The organism is Paenibacillus sp. J22P90 (genome assembly GCF_059692195.1).
The window spans coordinates 18,846-37,149 of the sequence record NZ_JCAUAY010000017.1 but is presented as its reverse complement, the minus strand read 5'-3'; the positions used below and the strand labels follow the sequence as shown (position 1 = coordinate 37,149).

The window sequence follows — 18,304 nt, the reverse complement described above, 5'->3', positions numbered from 1 at the left end:
GGCTTCTTTTTGTGAGAGGAGTGTACTTGTTTGCAAGCTTTAATTCAAGCTTTTTCTGCGGATACCGACTTTCAAACGATCGTGACAGGCCTTAAGTCCGACATGAAAGAGCAGCTCATTGCCGGTTTAACGGGCTCCTCCAGGCAAGTGATGCTGGCCTCACTCGCGCGCGAGCTTGAGCGACCGATGTTCGTTGTTACGCACAATATGTTCGCTGCGCAAAAGATAGCGGAAGACCTCTTGGAGTGTCTATCCCCTGATGAAGTGCTGCTCTATCCATCTCAAGAGCTTCTAACGACAGAAGAAGCGGCTTCCAGTCCAGAGATGCTAGCGCAGCGTATTGACGTTCTCACTAAGCTTGCCGGCGGATACCGCGGCGTCGTTATTGCACCATTTGCTGGCGTGCGACGTTTGCTGCCACTCAAACAAGTGTTCGAGGAATCGCGTGTAACGATTAATGTCGGGGATACGGTTCAGTTAGACGAACTGCTAGCCAGCTTATCGGGACTAGGCTATGAGCGAGTTGAACGCGTAGAAACCAAAGGCGAAATGAGTGTGCGAGGCGGAATTCTCGATTTATTTCCATTAACGTCGGAGAATGCCATTCGGATTGAGCTATTTGATATTGAAGTCGACTCTATTCGGACTTTCGATGTAAGTGACCAACGGTCAATTGATAAATTAACAACGGTGACGATCCCTCCATGCCGCGAGATTCAAGCGGATAGAAAGCGGTTACAATCAGCGGCACAGCACGCGTACGAGCTGCTGCAAGCGCAGCTGGCGAAGATGACGGAGCGTTCAGCTAAAGATAAGCTGTTAGAGGGAATTGGCCGCGATATCGAGCTGATGCGCGAGGGTCAGACATTCCCAGGCATTTATAAATATATTTCTCTCCTATATACGGAAAGACAGACGCTCATGGACTACATGCCCAAAGATTCGATTCTCATTATCGACGAGCCTGCCCGCCTTTTGGAAACAGCGAAGCAGCTTGAACGAGATGAAGCCGAGTGGATGATGCATGCATTAACTGAGGGGAAGAGCTTGCCGGCTTTTGTGCTGTCCAAATCTTACGAAACTCTGCTGCACCGCAGACCGTTCCCGACGTTGTATGTGTCGCTATTCCTTCGTCAGGTAGCGGGGATTCAGCCACAAAACATCGTGAACTTCGTATGCCGTGTGATGCAAAACTTCCATGGGCAGATGAATCTTCTCAAAGCGGAAATGGAGCGCTGGAAGAAAAATGGCAGCAAGGTTATTCTTCTGGCCAATGGCGATGACCGTGCAGAGCGTGTGCGTCGCGTACTAGGCGACTACCAGATTGAAGTTCCTGAGATTGTCGATGGCAATCTGCAAACGGGCTTTGAAATGCCGTCCATCCATCTCGTTGTCATTACGGAGGGTGAGATTTTCACCCAGAAGCAGCGGAAGGCACGCAAGGTAGAGAAGAAGCTGGAGAACGCGGAACGGATCAAGAGCTATCAAGAGCTGAAGATCGGCGACTACGTTGTTCACGTGAACCACGGGATCGGGAAATATGTTGGCATCGGCACCTTAGAAGTTAGCGGGATTCATAAGGATTATTTGCACATTATGTATGCCGGCGGCGATAAGCTGTCTGTTCCGATCGATCAGATTGATTTGATTCAAAAGTATGTCGGTTCTGAAGAGAAAGAACCGAAGGTATATAAACTCGGCGGCGCAGACTGGGCACGTGTGAAGAGCAAAGCTCGCGCATCCGTCAAGGATATTGCCGATGAGCTGATTAAGCTATACGCTGAGCGCCAAGCTGCGACTGGCTACGGGTTCAGCAAGGATAGTTCCTACCAGAACGAGTTCGAAGCGATGTTCCCTTACGATGAAACGCGGGATCAGCTTCGCGCCATTGAAGAAATCAAAACTGATATGGAAAAAGCGCGTCCTATGGATCGGTTACTATGTGGAGACGTTGGCTATGGAAAAACCGAGGTTGCTGTGCGAGCAGCCTTCAAGGCCGCGATTGACGGGAAGCAGGTTGCTGTTCTTGTGCCAACGACGATTTTGGCGCAGCAGCACTATGAGACATTCCGTGAGCGTTTCTCCGGTTACCCTTTCAATGTGAAGGTATTGAGTCGTTTCCGCTCCAAGAAAGAACAAACCGAGGTTATGAAAGGGGTCAAGAAGGGCGTCGTAGATGTCGTGATTGGGACCCATCGCCTCTTGTCGCAAGACATTCAGTTTAAGGATCTGGGATTGCTCATCGTCGATGAGGAGCAGCGTTTTGGCGTGTCCCACAAAGAGAAACTCAAGCGTCTGAAGACGAACGTGGACGTGCTGACACTAACGGCGACACCAATTCCAAGAACGCTGCATATGTCCATGCTCGGCGTTCGTGATTTATCTGTTATCGAAACACCGCCAGAGAACCGTTTTCCAGTTCAGACATACGTGGTGGAATATGGGCCGTCGCTCGTTAGAGAGGCGATCGAGCGTGAATTAGCACGCGAAGGGCAAGTGTACTATCTCTACAATCGCGTACAAGGCATTACCCAAATCGCTGATCAAATCTCCATGATGATTCCGGATGCACGGGTAACTGTAGCGCATGGTCAAATGGGCGAGCAGGAGCTCGAGAAGACGATTCTTGATTTCTTGGATGGCGAGTACGATGTTCTCGTCAGCACGAGCATTATTGAAACCGGCGTAGATATCCCGAATGTGAATACACTTATTGTTCATGATGCGGATAAAATGGGGCTTTCCCAGCTCTATCAGCTGCGTGGACGTGTAGGCCGGTCGAACCGTGTCGCTTATGCTTATTTCACGTATCAGCGTGATAAAGTGCTTACGGAAGTAGCAGAGAAAAGGCTTCAGGCGATTAAAGAGTTTACAGAACTTGGTTCAGGCTTTAAAATTGCGATGAGGGACTTATCCATACGTGGCGCAGGGAACTTATTGGGTGCTGAGCAGCACGGCTTTATTGCTTCTGTCGGTTTTGATTTGTATTCACAAATGCTTGCCGAAGAAATAGCGAAGCTGAAGCTCGAAATAGATGGGGATGCGGCTCTTCCCGAGCCGGAGTGGCATACAACGATCGACATCCAATTGGATGCGTATCTGCCTTCTGATTATATCTATGACAGCATGCAGAAAATCGAAATTTATAAAAAAGTGGCCGCCATTCGAACGTTGGAAGAAGCCGCGGATCTGCATGATGAGCTCGTGGATCGTTTCGGCGATCTGCCGCAGGCCGTGTTCAACCTACTGACAGTGGCTCGTTTGAAAGCATACGGTTCCGAGTACCGGATTGAAACGATTAGCCAAAAAGGGGAGGATTACCTACTCAAGGTGCATATTGACCAGAATAGCAGGCTGGATGGCCAGAAGCTCCTCGCCTTGTCCAAAGGCTTTGATGGTCGTATCAAATTGAACGCAGATCCGCAGCTACTTATTGTTATCCGCTTTAAAGGGTTGAAGCCGGAAGCTTCCATCGAATTGTTGGAGAAATTCTTGGTACAATATAAGGAAGTTCTGAAAACGAAAGGGGAATTACAGGATGTTGCCAAATAACACTAGTAAACAAAGACTTTCTTCGAGAAAATGGATTATAGGATTGGTGACAGTCGTACTTGCATTTTCTGTTCTTACCGCGTGCGGAGGCAAAAAGGAAGGCGCTGCAACAGCTTCGCCTTCCGCTTCAGCGGCTGCTACAGGTAATCCAAGCGATATTATTGCTACGTACAAAGAAGGCGGGAAAATTACACGCGGTGAGTTCGATTCTTTCATCAACGTGAATAAAATGTTCTCCCCGCAATTGGCTCAATACCTAGCAGACCCTGCTTTTCAACAAGATATGTTGAAGCAAATGGTTACTTTCCGCGTTCTTGCCGCTAAAGCTGATGATAAAGTGAAAGCGGATGCTGACAAGCAAGTAACAGAGCAAATGAAAGCTATTACAGACTATTTCGGCAAGCAAGAAGGCGGAATGGACAAGCAGTTGAAAGATAACGGTATCGAGTTGAAAGATATCGAATCCCTGATGAAATTAAGCTTCTACACGATGGGCAGCATGGAAAGTAAAGTTACAGACCAAGCGGTTCAAGATGCGTATAAAGAACAAGCAGCAGCACATGCGTTTGATGTTGCAACCGTTAGCCACATTCTGATCTCCTTGAAAGATTCCGCAACACAAGCAGATCTTCGTACGAAGGAAGAAGCGCTGAAAAGAGCGAAAGAAGTGAAAGCGAAGCTGGATGCTGGCGGCGATTTCGCAGCGCTTGCGAAAGAGTATTCCGATGATCCAGGTTCCAAAGATGCTGGCGGCACATACAAAGATGCCGACATCAACCAATGGGTAACTGAGTTCAAGGATGCAGCTAGCACGCTTCCGTTGAATAAAATCAGTGATCCAGTAGAATCAACTTTCGGTTACCACGTGATGAAAGTAGAGTCCAGAAGCACGAAGCAATTGGATGATACGCTTAAAACGCAAATCAAATCTCAGCTTGCAGAGCAATCCTTGTCTGAGTTTGCAGAGAAAGAATATCCGAAATTGATCGAAACGAATAACCTTCCAAAAGTAGAAACAAGCCCAGCGCCAGCGGCTAGTCCAGCAGCTAGTCCTGCGGCAAGCCCAGCTGCAAAGTAAGAACTTACCAGGATGTCCGAATATGGGCATCCTGTTTTTATTTCTCATTTTTGGACAAGATAAGCGCAGCAGGATGCAGAGCTAAATAAAGTAAATTGCTTAGTCGAGGCGTCTGCATAGAAGAATGGGAAGTGAAGAATACTATGGATAGATTTCAAGTTCCCACCAAATCCCGATCTAGCATACAAGGTTTCATGCTCGTGTCGTATCTAATTCGAAAGCGGAAAGTGAGGCATCTAGAGGTATGAAAGCAACTGGAATTGTCCGTCGGATAGATGATTTAGGGAGAGTTGTAATCCCCAAGGAAATACGGCGCACCCTACGCATTCGTGAAGGTGACCCTTTGGAAATTTTCGTGGATCGTGATGGAGAAGTCATTCTGAAGAAATATTCACCGATTGGTGAGCTTGGCGATTTTGCGAAAGAATATGCGGAGTCCCTGTTTGAAAGCACCAATCACGTTGCCTTGATTTCGGATCGAGATCATATTATTGCCATGGCTGGCGGATCTAAAAAAGATTATCTAGAGAAATCCGTAGGGGCGATCATTGAGTCTTGTATGGAAAACCGTAAGGCTGTTATTGAGAGCAACTCAGGGCAGTTTGAGATCATTAAAGATACCAATGAAACGTTCACTTCCTTTGTAGCTGCACCGATTGTGGCAGGCGGCGACCCCATTGGTTCGGTTATCCTGATTTCGAAGGACGAGAATGTGAAGATGGGCAATATGGAAGTTAAAATGGTTGAGACTGCCGCTGGATTCCTAGCGAAGCAGATGGAACAATGAACACATAGTTTAAAGCGAAAGCTTCCTTACGAAGATGGTGGCCCATCTGTGAGCGAAGCTTTTTTTGTCTGAACTGGCAGATTTCGCTATAATACAATCATGTTCATGTAGAGGAGTCAATCGGAATGTACAAGGGGCTCCATGAGAAAGACGGTAAACAGGGGAATAAGCTGTTAAAAGGCGCTGCCCTGCTTGGAGCTGCCGCTGTGCTCTCCAAGTTATTAGGGACGCTGCAAAAGATTCCTTTGCAAAATGTCGCCGGGGATGTGGCTTTTGGTATTTATAATGCGGTCTATCCGCTCTATATTTTGATCTTATTTGCATCCACAGCTGGCTTTCCAGTTGCTGTGTCTAAATTTGTAGCCGAACGCGTCATGGAAGGGGATCATCCTGGCGCGAAACGGATTGTGGTTGTCTCATCGGCCCTGCTCATGAGTGCAGGATTTCTCTTGTTTCTTCTGTTGTATCTGGGAGCGGAGACGATTGCTGGTTGGATTGGCATTAAGCAAACCGTGACAGCGATCCGCAGTGTATCTTTTGCGCTGCTCTTATCGCCAGTTCTAGCTGTCCTGCGCGGATATTTTCAAGGGTATCAAAACATGGTGCCGACCGCGGTGTCGCAAGTCATTGAGCAGCTCATTCGTGTGATTACGATGGTCGCTTTGCTGTTGTATATGGTCGCGCTTGCTTACGATGAGGCATGGATCGCAGCGGGTGCCACATTTGGCTCTGTGACAGGCGCAGGAGCGGGTCTAGTGGTAATGGCTGTGTTTTGGCGTAGAGAGCAACGAGGAGAGAAGCTTGAGGCTGGGACGGGGCAAGGATCAGAACCAGAACCAGGATTTGAGCAGGAAGCAAAGAGGGCGATAGCTGCTGGCCTAGAGACTAGGCGAGTAATCTCATCTTGGCAGTGGGCAAAACGGATTACGTTGTATGCCATCCCTGTGTGTCTGGGGGCTATTGTTGTGCCGTTGCTCACGCTTGTGGATACGTTCACGATGCCTCGCTTGCTAGAGGCTTCGTTTGGCAGCGAGCTGGAGGCTATGCGCCAGTTCGGTCTTTACAACCGCGGGCTTCCCCTCGTGCAGCTGGTTGTCATGGTGGCGTCTTCGATGTCAGCCGTCTTGGTGCCAGCTATAGCGGAGGCTAAGCTGCGAGGGCAGATAGATTTGATCCGCTTTCGAGCTGAAATGTCTGTCCGGCTCGCGTGGCTGATCGGGCTCGGGGCTTCGTTCGGCCTCGCCTTCTTAGCGATGCCGATTAATCTGATGCTCTATACGAGCACCGAGGCGAGCTGGACCATGGCCGTGTTGGCCTTCACGGCCTTATTTAGTACGTTGAACGCTGTCAGCGCCAGCGTTCTCCAGGGTGCCGGCGCGATCCGCACGCCGGCCAAGGCCTTGCTCGTTGCCATCGTGCTGAAAGCACTCGGCAACGTCGTGTTGATGCCCCGCTGGGGCATCGACGGCGCCGCGCTCAGCGCGGTGATCGCCTACGCCGCTGCGGCGGGGCTGAATCTGGTGCAGCTGCGCCGCAGCACCAGTGTGCGCTTCGCGCTGCGGCCGTACGCCGTCAGTCCCGCGCTGGGCGTGGGACTGATGGGCGGCGGCCTCGCAGCGCTGCAAGCGCTGGCCATGCTTGCTACGGCGGCATGGCACGTGCCTGAGCGATGGAGCGCTAGCGCCATCGCTATCATTGGCGTAGCCGTCGGCGCGGCCGTCTACGCGCTTGCGCTGCTGCGCAGCGGCAGCATCAGCCGCGAGGAGCTGCGGCTGATGCCGGAGCTGGACCGGAAGCTGGCGCCGGTCCTGGCGAAGCTGCGGCCGCGCAAGGCTTCTGGCGGCCCAGTCCCACCCAAGTAGCGGCTGTTTCACTCGCCGCCACCACGCACTGCTCACAAATTGCCCCCACTCGGCAATTTTAAATAACCATCCATTAGGAGGTGTCATCCCATGTCAACAAACAACCCACGCATTACCGTTCTTGGACTCGGGACCGGAGACGAAGATCAATTAACGTTAGGCGTATGGAAAAAACTCCAACTAGCAGCAAAGTCGCAGGCGAAGCTATTCCTGCGGACGAAGGACCATCCGATGGTGCAGTTGCTGGATGCTAACGAAATTCCTTACGAGACGTTTGACGCGAACTACATGTCGAATGAATCGTTCGAGGGCGTCTACGAGTCCATCGCGGAAGAATTAATCACTGCAGCGAAAACCCATGAGGCTGAAGTGCTGTACGCGGTACCCGGCCATCCGATGGTGGCGGAGTATACGGTTCAGCTTTTGAAACAAAACTGCCCTTCCGAGGGCATTGAACTTCAAATCACAGGCGGCGAGAGCTTCTTAGATCAGGCGTTCCTGCGCTTTGGCTTTGATCCGATTGATGGCTTCCAATTGCTCGATGCGACGAGCATTAGCCGTTATGCGCTGAATCCGCAGCTGCATACAGTCATTGGGCAGGTGTACGATACCTACACGGCTTCAGATTTGAAAATAAGCCTCATGGAGGCTTACCCGGACGAATACCCTGTAGTCGTTGGTCATTCTTTAGGGGTAGCTGGCCAGGAACAAATCATTAAAGTGCCACTGCATGAGCTGGATCATGTCAAAGGCTACGGTAATCTATCGCTCGTATGGGTGCCTCGCAGTGAGCAGGAGGAGCCCTACTATCGGACATTTGGCAAGCTGCATGAAATTGTTCAAACTTTACGCAGCCCAGAAGGCTGCCCGTGGGACCGCGAACAGACACATGAGAGTCTACGCAAAAATCTCATCGAAGAAGCCTACGAAGTGCTGGAAACGATCGATGAGGATGATCCGGAGCACATGTGCGAGGAGCTTGGCGATCTGCTTTTACAAGTGATGCTGCATGCGCAAATGGAAGAAGAAATCGGGACTTTCACGGTGTATGATGTGATCGCGACGTTGAATGAAAAGCTGATTCGCCGTCATCCGCACGTGTTTGGTGAGTCGGAGGCCGAGGATGCCGATGAGGCGTTGGTCAATTGGAATGCGATTAAGGCCGAGGAGAAGCGGAAGAAAGGCATTGATGCCACGAAGCAATCTGTTCTGGATGGCATTCCGCGTGAGCTTCCTGGCTTAATGAAGGCGATGAAGCTGCAGAAGAAAGCAGCGACGGTTGGATTCGACTGGACAGAGCTGGAGGATGTGCTGGCCAAAGTGGATGAGGAGCTTGCTGAACTGCGCGAAGCGATTGCATTAGGGGCGGAAGACGGGGCTCAGGAGCGTCGCGACGAGCTGGGAGATGTCCTCTTTTCTATCGTAAATGTTGCTAGATTTCTTAAAATAGATCCGGAAGATGCCCTAGCCCAAACGAATCGGAAATTTACGAAAAGATTTTCATATATGGAAGAGCAGCTACGTTTAAAGGGGGTATCTTTTGAACAAACTGGGTTATCAGAGATGGAAAAATACTGGCAGGAAGCAAAAAAGTTCTAAAACTTGCTCAAAGCTAGAAGGATTTTGCCGAAAAAAGCAGAATACTAGACTTGTTGCAAGGTAAAATCATGAAATGTAACCACAATTGGTACATAGAAGACGTGATCTTCAAACATTTTGGGAGGTAAAGAAAACACATGAACAAAACAGACTTGATCAACAACATCGCTGAAAAAAGCGGACTTACTAAGAAAGACGTAGAAGTTGTCCTTAACGGATTCCTAGGTGAAGTGACAGATGCGCTTTCATCCGGAGATAAAGTACAATTGATCGGTTTCGGTACTTTCGAAACTCGTAAACGTTCTGGCCGTACGGGTCGTAACCCACAAACGGGTAACCCTATCGAAATCGCAGAATCCAACGTTCCTGCTTTCAAAGCGGGCAACAAACTTAAAGACGCTGTAAAATAATGCGAATCGATAAATTTCTCAAAGTATCTCGTCTGATCAAACGTCGTACGGTTGCGAAGGATGTGTCCGATCAAGGGCGCGTGTGGATTAACGGTAGAGACGCTAAAGCGAGTACGCATGTGAAAGTTGGAGATGAGCTGTCCATTCAGTTCGGTCAGAAAAAAGTAACGATTCGTGTGGAGCTATTGTCCGAGTCAACTCGTAAGGAAGACGCTGCGCAGATGTACACGCTGCTGAAGGAAGAAGCATTCCAATCCGAATAATTACTTTGGCCACCACGAATAGCCTAGGGTCCCTGCAGAGGGGATCTTGGGCTATTCTTTATTTTAGGGACTCCTGTTCTAAAAATGGACATCCTCCCATATCGTAATGATAGGTGAAGGAGGGGTACAGGCCATGATCGAACCCGTGAAAAACAACAATAAAAGGCAAGAAATAAAAATGTTAAATCGCAAGCTCTTGGAAATATCGGGAGTTTTGAACGTTGAAAGTTTTGATAGCGAAGAATTCCTCCTAGAAACGGAAATGGGCTACTTGATGATTAAGGGGCAGAATTTGCACATCAAGAACTTGAGCTTGGAGCAAGGATTAGTCGCCATTGAAGGTATTATTCATGAATTAGCCTATGTGGACGGGAATACCCAGGAGAAATCCAAAGGGTTCCTTGGTAAGCTGTTTAAGTGACGCTTCATGTTCAATTTTATACGGTTTTCATGATGTTCCTGAGTGGCGTTTGCATAGGGGCTCTGTTCGATGTATTCCATGTACTTTCGGGCAAGCTGCGGTTGCCGCGATGGGCCATTCCGATTGTGGATAGTATCTATTGGATTGTGGCGACAATCCTGGTATTCAAGATGCTCATTTACAGTAACGAAGGACAAGTTCGGGTTTTTGTTTTTCTCGGCATGGGGATCGGGATTTGCTTCTATTTCGCTCTCCTAAGCTCGATTGTCGTTCGCCTTACGCTCGTTATCATTCGAATTATTGTGTGGATTTACCGCTTCCTTACGAGGACTGTCGAAATTGTCATCATTAAACCGATTATTGGCTTATATCGTCTAACGGTGATAATTTTAAGCTTTTTGCTTGCTGTAGCTATATTCCTTTACAGAATTGTGCTACAATTGCTATATCCTGTGTGGAGATTATTCCTCCGGATGACTAAGCCTGTGCATAAGTACTTGGTAATCCCTGACTGGTTTAAGAAGCTACAGGGACGTATCATTGCGCTTTATCGCAGGATATTCTCGAAGTAGGAGGAATTCCTATTCATGCATGCTCAAGCAACCGTTTCAACCAAGCGCAACAGTCGGGAAGGCTCGAAGCGAAGACTGCGTATTCTTTTTATCATTGTCTTATGTTTTCTGAGCTGGGCTGCTGTTAACATCTGGGGGCAGTTCGCCAAGCTGCACGAGAAGAAAACTGTCGTAGCGAATATGGAGCAACAACTCGTCGAGGCACAGAGAGTCAATGCCCAAACGACGAAGGAAATCGCACGGCTTCATAACGACGAATATTTGGATCAAATCATTCGCCGGGACTTTCATTACAGTAAAACGGGAGAGACGCCACTAAGTGTCTCGAAGTCGCAATAAAAAAACGTTAAGAAGAAGTGGCGAATGCCGTGTTGACCGTGGTTTCTGCATCGGTTATAATCGGCGTAGCCAGTGTTTTCAACAATTTTAGGGAGGAACATTTTACTTTATGGCAATTGAAGTTGGCACCAAGTTAGAGGGAAGAGTGACGGGGATTACTCACTTTGGAGCATTCGTCGAGCTTGCTGAAGGAGTTACCGGTCTTGTTCACATTTCGGAGATCGCGGACAATTATGTGAAGGACGTTAATGACCACTTGAAGCTAGAAGACAAGGTAACGGTCAAAGTAATTAACGTGGACAAGGATGGCAAGATCGGACTGTCGATCAAGCAAACGATTGACAAGCCAGTTGAGGAAAGACCAGCTCGTCCTGAACGTACAGGTGGCAGCAGCTATCAAGGTCGCCCTAGTGGAGATCGTCCTACTGGCGGTTACCAAGGTGGTCGTCCGAGCGGTGGCGGTGATCGCAGTGGTCCTCCGAGCGGTGGTCCAGGTGGTGGTGGCGGTCGTCCAGGTGGCGGCGGTGGCTTCAATCGTGGCGGCGGCGGTGGTCGCGGCGGCTTTAACAAGCAGCAAGGCGGTGCTAGACCGTTCTCGTTCGAAGATAAAGTATCTCGTTTCCTTAAAGATAGTGAAGAGCGGATTTCGTCCTTGAAGAAGAACACCGAGTCCAAACGCGGTGGCCGAGGCGGAAGAAGAGACTAATAGATGCAAATAATGAACCACATTCGCTTAGGCGGATGTGGTTTTTTCATTTACAAGTGACAAGTCACGCAAAACTTACGCAAAACAATCGACATGGAGTTACGGGTATCTCCCCCATACGCAGGGCGAAAGTTCGAGGTATTCAGACTTTTGGAAACGTTTTCAATATAGTGATCCTAGAGTAGGCAAGGGCTGGGACCTGTTGACAAGGAATTCGGGACGTGTCGGAAATTTCTTTGAATCTATCAACTCATTCTGACAAACTTTCTGCTAGATTGTCTCTATACTAGAGTAACAAATAAGGGAAGAAATGGATGGTGTTCGAGAATATGCAAAGACGAAGCTTAGGCGCGGTGATGGGTAGCGGATGGTCGGGAATTTGGCAGAAGGCAAAAGTAGGCGTTCACAGTGCAGCTGTGGAGAATCGGTGGGTTCAAGCTTTTGTTGCTAAGAAGTGGTCGTTGCTGCTGATCGTTATGGGCTTCTTGCTGGGTCGCGCAATGATTCTAGAACAGCTGTCACCATTTGCGTTAGCATTTATCGCTGTCATCTATTTTACAAGAAAGGATATCTTGCATTGGGTAGGTATCGCCGCTTTTACAGGAAGCTTATTGGCGGTGAATGGAAACACCGGATACTTAGTGACAGAAATCGTTATCTTTATATTAATTCAGAAGGCGCTGGAGAAATATGAACGCTCGGACATCTCGTTAGCGCCGCTGCTTGTTTTCAGCTCTACCTTTCTGGTGCAGCTCTTTGCGGAGCTGGTAGTCTCTAACCTAACGTGGTACTCACTCATGATGCTTACCGTTGAGGCTTTGCTGAGCCTGGTGCTGACGCTCATTTTTGTACAAGCGATCCCTGTCTTTACACTTACCCGTAAGAACTATCATTTGAAACATGAGGAGATTATTTGCTTAATCATCTTGTTGGCTTCGGTCATGACCGGCACCGTCGGTTGGATCGTAGGCCCAGTCACGATAGAGCATGTACTTTCTCGGTATTTAATTCTCTTATTTGCCTTGGTAGGCGGAGCGCCGTTCGGGGCATCAGTCGGAGTGGTAACAGGGCTCATTTTAAGTCTCGCAAATAGCAATGCGATCTATCAGATGAGTTTGCTTGCCTTTTCGGGTATGCTGGCAGGACTTCTGAAGGAGGGCAATCGCCTTATGGTTGCCTTCGGGATGCTGCTGGGCTCATCGATACTTTCATTTTATATGGGCTCTAGTGTAGATGTGATTAACTCGGCATGGGAATCTCTTGCGGCAGTTGCCTTGTTCCTTCTGACACCGCGAAGTGTCATTCTCATGTTGGCTAAATATGTACCTGGTACACAAGAGAATCTCAAGTCACAGCAGGATTATGCGAAGCGTGTCCGTGATGTAACGGCGGGACGCGTAGAGCAGTTTTCGGAGGTGTTTCGCCAATTGGCGCGCAGCTTTAAACAATTAACTACAGAAGATGAGGTGAGCCGAAAAGAAGAGGATGTCGGGCATTTCATGAATGCCGTAAGCCAGAAAACGTGTGAGTCCTGTTGGAAGAAGAGCCAGTGCTGGGATCAGAAGTTCTATCAAACCTACACGTATATGACGGATATGATGACCCAAATTGAATCAAAGGAGAGTATGACGAAGAAACAGATCCCGCCGGAGTGGAAGAAAGCGTGTATCCGAACCGAACAAGTACTGGATGTGATGAAGCAGCAATATAGCCTCTACAAGAATGATATGCACTGGAAAAAGCAGATCATCGATAGCCGGCATCTCGTTGCCGACCAACTGTCAGGCGTTTCGCAGGTCATGGAAGACTTAGCGAAGGAGATTAAACGGGAAGGACAAGAGCTATTCCTTCAAGAAGAGCAAATCCGTAATGCCCTGGAGGAGCTGGGCTTATCTATTCATACCATTGACGTCATTTCCTTAGACGAAGGAAATATTGAAATCGAAATTATCCATCAATATACGAAAGGATTTGATGAATGTCGAAAAATCATCGCGCCGCTCCTGAGTGAAATCATCGGCGAGAACGTCGCCGTGATGCGTGAGGAGATGCACACGCGCGGCGAGGGCTACAGCACGGTCGTATTCGGCTCCGCCAAGGAATACGAGGTGGAAACCGGGGTCGCCGGCGCAGCCAAGGGCGGCGACCTCTTCTCGGGCGACAGCTACTCCACGGTGGAGCTGGGCAATGGGAAGTATGCCGTTGCGCTGAGCGACGGCATGGGCAATGGCGAGCGAGCGCGCGCGGAGAGCGAGACGGCGCTGAACATCCTGCAGCAGCTGCTGCAGTCGGGGATGGACGAGAAGTTAGCGATCAAATCGCTGAACTCGGTGTTAATGCTGCGCTCATCGGATGAGATGTACGCGACGGTGGATATGGCCTTGATCGACATGTACAATGCCAATACGACGTTTATGAAGATTGGCTCGACGCCAAGCTTTATCAAGCGCGGCACGGAGGTGTTCCCAATCTCGGCGAATAATTTGCCGGTAGGTATTTTGAATGAAATTGATGTCGACCTGGTATCGATACCGCTGCAATCCGGCGATATCCTGGTGATGATGACCGATGGCATCTATGACGCCCCGGGTCATGCTGTGAACAAGGAGATGTGGATGAAGCGGATGATCCAAGAGATCGATACCACGTTACCGCAGGATTTTGCGGATTGCTTATTGGAGCGTATTTTCCGCCATCATCACGGGGAGATCCAGGATGATATGACGGTCGTTGTAGCCCGTGTTGAGAAGCGTCAGCCCGAATGGGCGACATTCCGTTGGCCGGGCATTACGCGAATGGAGCGTCCGAAGACGGTTAGTTAACGATGAATGGAAGCCGTGCCAGCTCATTTGCTGGCGCGGCTTTTTGAGCTTTTTGAGCTATGATACAATTCTGCCCACCCTATGATTAGATGCTCTTAGAAGTGGAAAAACTAGGATGTGAAACTACTAGAGAGCGAATCTGATCGGCCAGGGAGGCAGAAGTGTATGATGAAACAAATTTTATTAATTACAGATGGTTGCTCCAATGTTGGCGTAAGTCCCGTTATCGCAGCGGCTCAAGCGAATGCAGAGGGAGTAGCTGTGAATGTCATTGGTGTGATTGATCACGGGGAGCTAGGCGTGCTAGGTTCTGAGGAGATTCGCGAGATTGCAGCGGCAGGCGGCGGGATGAGTCGGATCGTGAATTCGGAGCAGCTTTCCCATACGGTGCAAATGATGACCCGAAAAACCGTCAACGCAACCCTGCAGCATGCGGTAGGCAAGGAGCTTCAGAGTATTTTGGGGATTACACAAATTGAGCAATTGCCGCCAGAGAAGCGTGCCGAAGTCGTACAAGTCATTGATACGATGAGTGAAACGACGTCTCTACGGGTTGCCCTTTTAATAGATGCAAGTGCCAGTATGAAGCCGAAGCTTGCCGCGGTACGTGAAGCGATTCATGATCTTTTGCTTAGTCTAAGAGCCCGCAGCGGGGTTAGCGAGCTGGCTGTTTTCCATTTTCCATCTACCAAATCAAATGATCAGGAGCTAGAAATGGATCATGGCTGGACGAATCAGCTTGCAAATGTCGACAAGATGTTCTATAAAATAAACATGAAGGGTACGACGCCAACCGGTCCGGCGCTGCTGCAAACGTTGCAGTATGTGACAGAAAAACCTTTCTCATCAAAGACGACTGAGGAAGGGATGCTGAGTGACTACGTGGTATGACGAGGCCTTTCGCCCAGGGGCAGAGATTAAAGGGAAGTGGAATGGCCATGTATACGTGGTCGAACGCTTATTAGGTGCAGGCTCTAATGGTATTGTAGCTCTTGTGCGAAGAGGAAATGCTAGATTTGCGCTTAAAGCAGGATACGAGACGGTGGACCATCAGTCCGAGATCAATTCCTTGCTTGCGATTTCGCTGAAAGAGAATTCATTTAAGAATTTTTTGATTGATGCGGATGATATGATCGTTCAAGGGAAGGGTATATCCTTTTATGTCATGCGATATATTGAGGGCGTGACCCTTTCCGAGTTTATACATAAACGTGGTCAGGATTGGATTTATGTGGTAGGAACGAACCTGCTGCGGAAGCTTACAGAGATTCATAAGAGCGGGTATGTGTTCGGAGATCTGAAAGCTGAAAATATGATCGTATCTAACTATGGCGATGTGGACCTCATTGATTTCGGGGGCGTCACGTCAAAGGGGCGAGCGATTAAACAACTAACGGAAGTCTACGATCGCGGGTTTTGGAACATGGGGGAGCGGGTTGCGGAGGAAAGCTACGATCTATTTTCATTTGCCATTTTACTATTAAAAACGCTAGATCACCGCAAGCGCTTCGCAGTCTTTATCAAAACACTGCCGCAGAACCGTGAGTTAGACCAATTAACGGCGATTATGCGTGAAAATCCGGTTGCTGCTCAGTTGGCTCCTTTTCTCCATAAAGCGTTGCGCGGCGAGTTCAACTCTTCAGAGGAAGCGATTACGTTTTGGAAAAAGCTCGTTGCAGGTAAGAAGGCCGCACCGTCAACTTTGAAAATGCCATGGCTTAAAATATGCTTTGCCGGTTCGATTTTTATTTTTGGAGCAACGATTTATGTGTATTGGTAGGATTCGGTTAGGAATGGCAGAAAGGAATGTGAGATGGAAACAGATCTTGTTGCCAGAGTAGAACAGAGAGTGATGGAAGAGAAGCTTGCAGATGCAGGAGATGTGATCATCGTCGCAGTTTCAGGGGGACCTGATTCCGTGGCGCTGTTGCATGTCCTGTTTCGTCTTGCAGATACCTATAGATGGACGCTTGTAGTCGCCCATGTGAATCATCAGTTCCGGGGGATGGAATCGGATGCGGAAGCTGATTTCGTGGCAGAGCTTGCGGCGGGGCTTGAGCTGCCGTGCGAAATTGGCGTTATCGATGTTCCTGCCTATATTGAGGAAGCTTCGTTAAACGGGCAAGCTGCGGCGCGTGAGAAAAGGTATGAATTTCTCCATCAGGTCGCTGATAAATATCGTGCGCACCGCATCGCATTGGCCCATCATGCTGATGATCAAGCGGAAACGTTAATGATGAGAATCCTTCGTGGAACAGGCCCGTCAGGACTAGTTGGCATGCCGGAACGCAGACGAGAAAAAAAAGTGGAACTGATTCGTCCTTTTTTACGTATATACAAATCAGATATTGTGAATTATTGCGCTCAGCATGAAATTGCCTATTGTAATGACAGCAGCAATGAGCTGCGGAAGTATTTCCGCAATCGGATAAGGCTGGATCTTATGCCGATGCTGAAACAGTATAATGAACAACTTCCAGAGACACTCAATCGATTGACGGATGTGATGCATGCTGAGGATGATTATTTGACTGCCGAAACGGAGAAGGCTTTTCGCCGAATCGTGTCATTGCAGCCTGGCTTCTGCCGCTTAAATCGGAGTGATTTCGCCGAGCTTCACGTTGCTTTACAAAGGCGTTTGATTAAATTAATATTAAACTGTCTTTGTTTGGAAAGGGAACGGCTGGTATTTACGCGAATTGAGCGTGTGCGTGAGTTAATTGTAAAAGATCAGATGTCGAATCAAGTCCTTCAGGTGGATGAACAGGTTTATATTGTGAGAGAATATGGATCTATTCAATTTCAGACCTTTGCACCAGATCCGAAGCCATACGCTTATGAGATCGGGATAGCAGCTGGTGAACTGAACCTGCCGGATATGAACGCCAAATTGATCTACTCATGGATATCCTTAAGCTCGTATGAGAAAGCTGTTACTTCTTCAAATACGGTGGGCGACGTTTTTTTGGATTCAGACCAGGTCGAGATGCCTCTTTTTATTAGAAGCCGCAGATCGGGTGACCGAATGGAACCACTTGGTTTAAACGGGTCCAAAAAAGTAAAGGATATGTTCATTGATGCCAAAATTCCGCCAACACGGCGTGAGGCCATCCCACTACTGGTCGATGCTTCCGGACGCATTCTCTGGATTGCTGGATTTCGTAGGTCCAAACACGCTATGGTCGGACCAGACACAGAAAGTGTGCTTCATATGAAGCTAGTGCTGCAGGAACATACGTAAATTTCGTTCTTCTAGAATGTAAATTTATAAGGATTCATAATATAATCTAGGGGGTTCATCCTTGTACAGCGACATTCAAGAAGTACTTTACAGTGAAGAACAAATTCAAGGCAAGATTAAAGAATTAGGGGAACAGCTTTCCGCTGATTACGAAGGCAAGAATCCATTGGTGATTTGCGTGTTGAAGGGCGCTTTTATTTTCATGGCGGACCTTGTAAAGCAAATTAGAGTACCTTTGGAAATTGATTTTATGGCGGTATCCAGCTACGGTCAATCTACGAAATCCTCAGGTGTTGTTAAGATTATCAAAGATCTTGATGTACCGGTGGAAGGGCGTCATATCATCATCGTGGAAGATATTATCGATAGCGGTCTAACGCTTAGTTATCTGATAGATGTGCTAGAACGTCGCAATGCTAAGACGATCTCGGTTGTTGCGCTGTTTAATAAACCGGCACGAAGAACGGTAGAGCTTGAACCTGATTATGCAGGTTATGTGCTGCCTGATGAGTTCGTGGTCGGATATGGTCTGGATTATGCAGAGAAGTATCGTAACCTTCCATTTATCGGCATATTGAAACCAGAGATCTATTCGAGCTAATGTCACGTTCCGCAGGTGCAGTAGAGCAGTAATGTTGTAGCGCTTTACCGG

Annotated in this window: 16 protein-coding genes; all 16 read left to right on the top strand. The window is 48.5% G+C overall.

What is annotated here, in order from left to right; translation table 11 throughout:
• Positions 1-30 precede the first annotated feature (30 nt).
• On the top strand, positions 31-3,552 hold the full coding sequence (gene mfd, locus AC58UX_RS31385; protein WP_497259999.1) for a transcription-repair coupling factor: 3,522 nt from the start codon (positions 31-33) through the stop codon (positions 3,550-3,552).
• The gene (locus AC58UX_RS31380; protein ID WP_497259998.1) at positions 3,539-4,630 is read left to right on the top strand and encodes a peptidylprolyl isomerase; all 1,092 of its coding nucleotides are present in this window, start codon (positions 3,539-3,541) and stop codon (positions 4,628-4,630) included. Before mfd ends, AC58UX_RS31380 begins: the two co-directional genes overlap by 14 nt.
• A gap of 244 nt (positions 4,631-4,874) precedes the next feature.
• Complete coding sequence (gene spoVT, locus AC58UX_RS31375) at positions 4,875-5,417, top strand: stage V sporulation protein T (protein WP_497259997.1); 543 nt, start codon at positions 4,875-4,877, stop codon at positions 5,415-5,417.
• Between the two features lie 125 nt (positions 5,418-5,542).
• Positions 5,543-7,279: a putative polysaccharide biosynthesis protein gene (locus tag AC58UX_RS31370; protein ID WP_497259996.1), complete on the top strand. Its 1,737-nt coding sequence runs from the start codon at positions 5,543-5,545 to the stop codon at positions 7,277-7,279.
• Positions 7,280-7,369: 90 nt separating this feature from the next.
• Positions 7,370-8,878, top strand: coding sequence for a bifunctional methyltransferase/pyrophosphohydrolase YabN (gene yabN, locus AC58UX_RS31365; RefSeq protein WP_497259995.1), 1,509 nt, complete (start codon positions 7,370-7,372; stop codon positions 8,876-8,878).
• Positions 8,879-9,015: 137 nt separating this feature from the next.
• Positions 9,016-9,288, top strand: a complete 273-nt coding sequence (locus tag AC58UX_RS31360) for an HU family DNA-binding protein (protein ID WP_028557378.1) — start codon at positions 9,016-9,018, stop codon at positions 9,286-9,288.
• Positions 9,288-9,551, top strand: a complete 264-nt coding sequence (locus AC58UX_RS31355; RefSeq protein ID WP_028557379.1) for an RNA-binding S4 domain-containing protein — start codon at positions 9,288-9,290, stop codon at positions 9,549-9,551. Before AC58UX_RS31360 ends, AC58UX_RS31355 begins: the two co-directional genes overlap by 1 nt.
• Positions 9,552-9,684: 133 nt before the next feature.
• Entirely contained in the window at positions 9,685-9,972 is a 288-nt protein-coding gene (gene yabP, locus AC58UX_RS31350) for a sporulation protein YabP (RefSeq protein WP_028557380.1), read from the top strand.
• A complete protein-coding gene (gene yabQ, locus AC58UX_RS31345; RefSeq protein WP_497259994.1) occupies positions 9,969-10,544 on the top strand; it encodes a spore cortex biosynthesis protein YabQ in 576 nt (191 codons plus the stop codon). Before yabP ends, yabQ begins: the two co-directional genes overlap by 4 nt.
• Before the next feature lie 15 nt (positions 10,545-10,559).
• A complete protein-coding gene (locus AC58UX_RS31340; RefSeq protein ID WP_497259993.1) occupies positions 10,560-10,883 on the top strand; it encodes an FtsB family cell division protein in 324 nt (107 codons plus the stop codon).
• 109 nt (positions 10,884-10,992) lie between these two features.
• Positions 10,993-11,589 carry a S1 domain-containing RNA-binding protein gene (locus AC58UX_RS31335; RefSeq protein WP_497259992.1) on the top strand — a complete coding sequence of 199 codons (597 nt, stop codon included), beginning with the start codon at positions 10,993-10,995 and terminating at the stop codon, positions 11,587-11,589.
• Between the two features lie 356 nt (positions 11,590-11,945).
• On the top strand, positions 11,946-14,411 hold the full coding sequence (spoIIE, locus tag AC58UX_RS31330; protein WP_497260023.1) for a stage II sporulation protein E: 2,466 nt from the start codon (positions 11,946-11,948) through the stop codon (positions 14,409-14,411).
• 168 nt (positions 14,412-14,579) lie between these two features.
• A complete protein-coding gene (locus tag AC58UX_RS31325; protein WP_497260022.1) occupies positions 14,580-15,302 on the top strand; it encodes a vWA domain-containing protein in 723 nt (240 codons plus the stop codon).
• Positions 15,286-16,191 (top strand): protein kinase domain-containing protein, encoded by a 906-nt coding sequence (locus AC58UX_RS31320; RefSeq protein WP_497259991.1) that lies wholly within the window; start codon positions 15,286-15,288, stop codon positions 16,189-16,191. The genes AC58UX_RS31325 and AC58UX_RS31320 overlap by 17 nt, the downstream gene beginning before the upstream one ends.
• A gap of 33 nt (positions 16,192-16,224) precedes the next feature.
• Positions 16,225-17,652, top strand: a complete 1,428-nt coding sequence (tilS, locus tag AC58UX_RS31315; protein WP_497259990.1) for a tRNA lysidine(34) synthetase TilS — start codon at positions 16,225-16,227, stop codon at positions 17,650-17,652.
• 61 nt (positions 17,653-17,713) lie between these two features.
• Complete coding sequence (gene hpt / locus AC58UX_RS31310) at positions 17,714-18,253, top strand: hypoxanthine phosphoribosyltransferase (RefSeq protein ID WP_497259989.1); 540 nt, start codon at positions 17,714-17,716, stop codon at positions 18,251-18,253.
• Positions 18,254-18,304 lie beyond the last annotated feature (51 nt).